Source organism: Rhodococcus sp. (in: high G+C Gram-positive bacteria), from assembly GCF_049299235.1.
Lineage (GTDB): Bacteria > Actinomycetota > Actinomycetes > Mycobacteriales > Mycobacteriaceae > Rhodococcus.
Genome location: NZ_JBAQXC010000078.1, coordinates 1 through 4,810 on the forward strand (window position 1 = coordinate 1; position 4,810 = coordinate 4,810).

At 69.8% G+C, this 4,810-nt stretch carries 4 protein-coding genes and 2 pseudogenes; all 6 read left to right on the top strand.

The annotated features are described in order from the left end of the window. Window positions 1–332 (top strand): annotated as a pseudogene (locus WAX14_RS04300) (hypothetical protein); the annotation flags it as partial. Window positions 333–460: 128 nt separating this feature from the next. Then, window positions 461–901 (top strand): annotated as a pseudogene (locus WAX14_RS04305) (hypothetical protein); the annotation flags it as partial. Between the two features lie 126 nt (window positions 902–1,027). Beyond that, window positions 1,028–1,297 carry a helix-turn-helix domain-containing protein gene (locus tag WAX14_RS04310; RefSeq protein ID WP_422626855.1) on the top strand — a complete coding sequence of 90 codons (270 nt, stop codon included), beginning with the start codon at window positions 1,028–1,030 and terminating at the stop codon, window positions 1,295–1,297. Between the two features lie 164 nt (window positions 1,298–1,461). Then, complete coding sequence (locus WAX14_RS04315; RefSeq protein ID WP_422626852.1) at window positions 1,462–2,358, top strand: arginase family protein; 897 nt, start codon at window positions 1,462–1,464, stop codon at window positions 2,356–2,358. Window positions 2,359–2,465: 107 nt separating this feature from the next. After that, window positions 2,466–4,334, top strand: a complete 1,869-nt coding sequence (locus WAX14_RS04320) for a TerD family protein (protein WP_422626853.1) — start codon at window positions 2,466–2,468, stop codon at window positions 4,332–4,334. Window positions 4,335–4,338: 4 nt separating this feature from the next. Continuing rightward, window positions 4,339–4,810: sulfurtransferase (locus WAX14_RS04325; protein ID WP_422626854.1), on the top strand; the 472-nt coding region annotated here is incomplete at its 3' end.

The window sequence follows — 4,810 nt, forward strand, 5'->3', positions numbered from 1 at the left end:
CGGCAGGGGAGCCGGTCGCCGCACCGACATCGGCGCCCCAGCCGGCAGCGGCTGCGCCCGGTCCTGCACCGGCTGCGAAGAAGACACCTGCCCGGCGCGGCAAGCGGTCCGCGGGTCCGTTCGACCCGTTCGCGGTGTACCGGGCCGACGGCGAAGACGGTCTGCGCGCCCGGCTGGCGCCCCTGGACCTCGAACAACTCAAGGACATCGTCGCCGAACACAACATGGACTACGACCGGCTGGCCATGCGGTGGCGCACCGCGTCGAAGCTGCACGACCGGATCGTCGAACGGGTCCGGGCAGCGTCGACGAAGGGCGATGCCTTCCGCTGAGCGGCATCGGGGGCGGCACTACACTGGGCCGGGTGGAAAAGTTCCGGGTCACCGATTCGGGACAGTGGGAGCACTTCGTCAGTTAGAGTTTCTACCCGCTCTCGCTCCTCGCTGTCCCCGAACGGTTCGCCGCCTCGGGACGCGTGGCCGCGGTCGGTCGCGGCGTCCGGATCGCGGGGCTCAACTCGGCGCCGTCCGGGCTGGCACGATCACGCCGCCTCGTCGCGGCCGCCCCGTCGGACGATCTGCTGTTCCTCATCGAACTGTCCGGACGGGCCCGGATCGAGCAGGACGGGCAGCAACTGGAACTTCGCGCAGGCAGCGCAACATTCTGTGATCCGTCGGTGCCGTACTCGATCAGCGACACCAGCGGGCAGCAGATCGTGGCGATGATCCCCCGGCACGAAGTACTACCGCACCGAACCACCGCGGGCGACATCCGCCTCCGGCCGTTGAGCATGGATCTCGCGCCGCTTCGCGTCTTCCGCCTCCTCGCCGACGACATGACCGCCGACCGTGGATCCGACACAGCGGTGGGCCTCGACGGCGTGGCGACCGCCGCCACCGACCTGTTGCGCAGCGCGGCCGGCATCGCCGCGACCGCCGAGTTCAGTTCCCGGTCGTTCTCGGCCGACACGCGCCGACGTGCCGTCCAGGAGTACCTTCTCGCACATTTGGCGGACCCCTCGATCACGATGGGGCGGGTGGCCGCAGCCAACGGGATATCCGTGCGCGGGCTCACCGCCCTGTTCGCTCCGGACGATTCGCCCGCCGCATTTCTGCGGCGCGAGCGGCTGCGGCGCGCCCGATCGGACCTCGCCGATCCACGGTGGATATCCACTCCGGTCTCGACGATCGGCGCCCGCTGGGGTTTCCTCGACGCATCCACGTTCGGTCGTGCCTTCCGCCGGGAATTCGGCAGCTCGCCCGCCGGGTATCGCGCCGAAGCATCGGGTCCTGTCTGATCCGTGCGGTGCTGTACCGGCCGGGGTTTCGTCAATTTCGGCCCTTCCGTCGTCGATTTCGGCAGGACCCTGTCGTCGTGGCGACCGTCGCGGCAAGACTGGTCGACGAGATGCGTGCGGTTCGGCGCGCCGGGTACCCCGCATCGACGGAAAGGAGCACACAAATGACCGACACCAATGCCCCCACGACAACCCCCACGACACTTCGACTCGTGTGGCCGCAGTGGCAGGGCGCCACCCGCGACATGGTCGCCGAACTCACCCCGGGGATCCCCCTCGACCAGGCCCGCCGCGGCTACGCCGTAGGCACCGCCGTCCTCGACGCGATCCTCCCACCACACGACGGCCCCAGCGCGACGGTTCCCGTCGGCATGGACGACAGGGGTCTCGAGCAACGTGACGGTGTCGATGCCAAGGACACCGTCGTCACCCAACTGAACTCCGCGTTCCGGGTAATCGCGGAGCACCCCGCCGACAAAATCCTGACGCTCGGCGGCGAATGCTCGGTCAGCGTCGCGCCGTTCACCGCGCTGGCCGACAAATACGGTGACGACCTCGCCGTCGTCTGGGTCGATTCACACCCCGACGTCGGGCTCCCGACCAGCGACTACCACGGCTATCACGCGATGGCGGTGTCCACTCTGCTCGGGCACGGTGACCCCGACGTCGTGGCCACACTGCCCGCGACGATACCGGCATCGCGCGTCGCGTTGGCGGGTCTGCACTCGTGGACCGACGACGACTACCCGCACGTCGCCGAGTGGGGTTTGACATCGTTCGGCCCCGACACGCTGCGGGACTCGAGCGACGCGCTGCTTGCCTGGCTCTCCGGCACCGGCTGCAGCCGGGTCGCCATCCACCTCGACGTCGACGTCGTCGACAGCAACGAAGAGATCTTCGGCCTCGGTATGGAACCGGACGGATTGACCACCGAACAGGTCCGGAGGCTCATCACCGATGTCGCCCGGAGCGCGGAGGTCGTCGGGTTCACCATCGCCGAATACATTCCGCGTCAGGTCCTGGCGGTCGAGCGTCTGACTGCGGGGCTCCCGCTCCTCTGACCGGGGCCGGTGGCATCGGGGGCGGCGTCGATCGTGTCGGACCGTCCGGTCACAATGTCCCCACGCCGGGCGCAACCCGGCCGGAGACGACGAGCCGGAGGACACCCGTGACCGACACCGACACGACGACGCTGCCACGCGATCATCGATGGGTCGTCGTGGACGTCGAGACCTCGGGGTTGCGTCCCAACGCGCACCGGGTGCTCAGCGTCGCCGCATTGGTACTGGGCGCGGACGGCACCGTCGAACGCGAGTTCTCCACCCTGGTGAATCCGGGCTGCGATCCCGGTCCCGTCCACATCCACAATCTGACCCGCGAACGACTCGCCGGCGCACCACGATTCGAGGACATCACCGGCGACCTCGCCGAGATCCTCGACGGCGGCACCCTCGTCGCGCACAACGCCACCTTCGACCACGGCTTCCTCGACGCCGAGTTCCGCCGTGCCGGAACGTCGCTGCCCGTGCAGCAGCGGCTGTGCACGATGGCATTGTCGCGTCGCCTCGAACTCGACGTTCCGAACTTCCGGCTCGCCACCCTCGCGCGGCACTGGCAGGTGCGGCAGTTGCGCGAACACGACGCCTACGACGACGCACGGGTCCTGTCGGAGGTGTTCCGCCGCAGTGCCGCGCTCGCGGACAGCCTGCAACTGCCGCTGCCCGTCGTGAACTGTCGCGGTCGCGTGGCGGTCTACCCGGATTCGGTGCCGCGGGCGGTGTGCGACTGGCAGAACCCGGGCCGCCTCACCGACACCGGTCTCGTCCAGGGCATGAAAATCGTCGTCAGCGGCACGACCGGCGCCCCGCGGCTTGCCCTCGCCGCGCGACTGACCGCCGCGGGCTTCGACGTGATGAATCAGGTCAGCAGGCAGACCAGCGTGCTGGTGTGCAACGATCCGATCGTGCAGACCGCCAAGGTCCGCAAGGCGATGGCGCTGGGGCTGCCGATCATCGACGAACCGCACCTCGAACGGTTGCTTGCCACGGTCGTGCCGGGAGTCCCGAAGATCGCGACCGTCGTCGATGTGATGCCGCAACCCGGCCCGCACCTCGAGACACCCGTCTCCCTCGAACCACAGGCCCTCGAACCGCCCGCCGTCGAACCGCCCGCCGAGGTTCCTGCCCGGACGTGGATCCTGGCCGGGCAGAAACCGAAGCTGTGGTCGGGGCGCCGGGTGCTGCTGCTCGGCGGCACCCACCTCGACGGGGTGCTGATGCGTTCACGCATCATCCAACTCGGTGCGCGGCCGGCGTTGAACTTCACCGCCGCGGTCACCGACGTGCTGGTCCTCGACGGCGGACACGACGACAAGCGGATGCCGCGCGTCACCGCACGACAGCTTCCGGTCCTCACCTGCGATGACGTCGACGCCGCCGTCGACCGGGGTGTCGTGCCGCCGCACATGCGCCGTGAAGCGCAACTGTCCGCGCCCGTGCTGTCCCGCGGGGAGGTCATCGACCTGCCCGCGACGAACTTCTCGTGGGCCGTGAACATCGCGTGGAAGGCCGACGACGGTGCCGATCGGGCCGGGGCCGCCCAACCGGATGTCGATGTGGTCGCGTTCCTGCTCGGCGACGACGACAGGGTCGACACCGACGACGATTTCGTGTTCTACAACAACCCGATCGTCGACGACGGAGTCGTCGAACTGACCGTGGACGGGCCGAGCGAACAGTGCGTGCGTCTCGACCTCGCCGCGCTGCCCGAGGATTGCCGGCGCATCGCGATCGCCGCGGCGATCGGCGGCGACCGCACGTTCGGCGACCTGGGCGCCGTGTCGGTCACGGTGGACGGCGACGACACCACCGCCGCGACGTTCGTCCTCGACGCGGGCACCACCGAACGCACCCTGGTGCTCACCGAGATCTACCGGCGGGCGGACCGGTGGCGGCTGCGCGCGGTCGGGCAGGGTTACGACGACGACCTCGCCGCGCTGGTCGCCCGGTACGGCGTCGACGTCGACGAGGAAGACTGATCTCATGACCCTCGTTTCCGTGACCGACCTCGCCGACCTCCTCGCCTCGGACGATCCCGTCCGGGTGCTCGACGTCCGCTGGTCGCTGACCGAACCCGACGGACGCGCCGCGTTCGCCGCCGGGCACATCCCGGGCGCCGTCTACGTCGATCTCGAGACCGACCTGAGCGACCACACCGTGACCGGCCGCGGCAGGCATCCGGTGCCGTCCGCGGCTGCGCTCGAAGCGTCGCTGCGCCGGTGGGGTGTCGACGACGGCGACACCGTGGTCGTCTACGACGACTGGAACCGCGCCGGATCGGCCCGCGCCTGGTGGCTGTTGCGCACCGCCGGGGTGCGCGACGTGCGAATCCTCGACGGCGGGTGGGCCGCGTGGTGCGCGCTCGGCGGGCTCACCACCGACGACGTCGACGCGCCCGATCCCGGTTCGATCACCCTCGAGCACCGGAACCTCGACGAGGGCGTCTGCGCCACCC

Coding starts and splice junctions, on each gene's coding strand:
- WAX14_RS04315 (WP_422626852.1), top strand. CDS start 1,462: ATGACCGACACCAATGCCCCCACGACAACCCCCACGACACTTCGACTC.
- WAX14_RS04310 (WP_422626855.1), top strand. CDS start 1,028: ATGGGGCGGGTGGCCGCAGCCAACGGGATATCCGTGCGCGGGCTCACC.